This window comes from Mesorhizobium sp. M5C.F.Ca.IN.020.32.2.1 (genome assembly GCF_004023105.1).
Classification (GTDB): Bacteria; Pseudomonadota; Alphaproteobacteria; order Rhizobiales; family Rhizobiaceae; genus Mesorhizobium; species Mesorhizobium wenxiniae.
Genome location: NZ_RZSX01001388.1, coordinates 1 through 979 on the forward strand (window position 1 = coordinate 1; position 979 = coordinate 979).

General features: G+C 60.5%; 2 protein-coding genes. Both read right to left on the reverse strand.

Translation table 11 applies throughout. From position 1 onward, the window contains the following. A partial coding sequence (locus EOA86_RS36220; RefSeq protein ID WP_348633390.1) for a DUF6766 family protein occupies positions 1-289 on the reverse strand: 289 nt, incomplete at its 3' end. 24 nt (positions 290-313) lie between these two features. Beyond that, positions 314-922: an isochorismatase family cysteine hydrolase gene (locus EOA86_RS36225; protein WP_128345803.1), complete on the reverse strand. Its 609-nt coding sequence runs from the start codon at positions 920-922 to the stop codon at positions 314-316. Between the last annotated feature and the right edge of the window lie 57 nt (positions 923-979).

Genomic DNA, 979 nt, shown 5'->3' on the forward strand with positions numbered 1-979 from the left:
GGTCGGGATCATCGGGATCACGCGACTCGGCCGAGCCGCGCTGAAACAGCATCGCTGTTAGCATGACATAGGCCGACATCTGCAGGAATTCGCTTTCCCAGTTTTCGAAGAGCGCCGAGAGGAAGTTGCCGCTTTTCAAATAAGCCAAGAAGCCGATCGCTGCCGAGCCATGCTCACGAAGGTCTTGATTGTAGGCAGAACGGCCCGACCAGATCATGCCGACGATGCTGAACAGGAACATCGCCACCAAGACGATCGTAAGCCCGTTGTCCCGAAAAATGGTTCTCATGATCGTGTCTTCTCGAGCCTTCGACTAGCGCCAGTTCTCCAGAACCTCTTCGATCCTCACCGCCTCGACCTGCTCGCTGAAGCGCGAGCGATAAAGTTCCATCAGCGCATCGTGGGTCTGATCGGCTGAGCTGCAGATGGCGTCCGTGACGAGAACAGTTCGAAAGCCATGGTCAATGGCGCCGAGGACCGTGGCCAGGATGCAGACATCGGTCTCGCCACCGGAGATGACCAGCGTGCCGATTCCCGACGCCGTGAGCATCGCGTTGAGCCGACCTTCGGTCCACGGAGAGTAGACATGCTTATCGAGAACTTTCGCCGGCGGCACGAACCGCGCCAAAGATGGCATCAACTCGACGAGGCCAGCATCGATGTTGGCAAGGGTGACCTCGGCCCAACGCCGATAATACCGCGCCCACATGCCCGGTCCTTCGCCGGGTCGGGCGGCGGGAATGAAGCGGGTGAACAGTGTTCGCTCCGGGTGTCTGTCCACCAGCTCCTCGATGGCCGGCAGCACCCTCTGCGCCCACGGCACGGCCCATGGCCCGCCCGGTGCGAACAAGCGCTGCATGTCAACGCAAAGATGTACGGAGTTCTCACCAAGCGGACCGTGTACCAGGCCTAGGGCGGCCATGATCAGCCTCGGTCGCAACTGGTTGATGCATAGCGTCTACAGCGGCGTGGGCATGAC

What these genes read in the sequence shown, in the direction of transcription:
- EOA86_RS36225 (WP_128345803.1), bottom strand. Translation starts at nt 922, where the DNA reads ATGGCCGCCCTAGGCCTGGTACACGGTCCGCTTGGTGAGAACTCCGTA.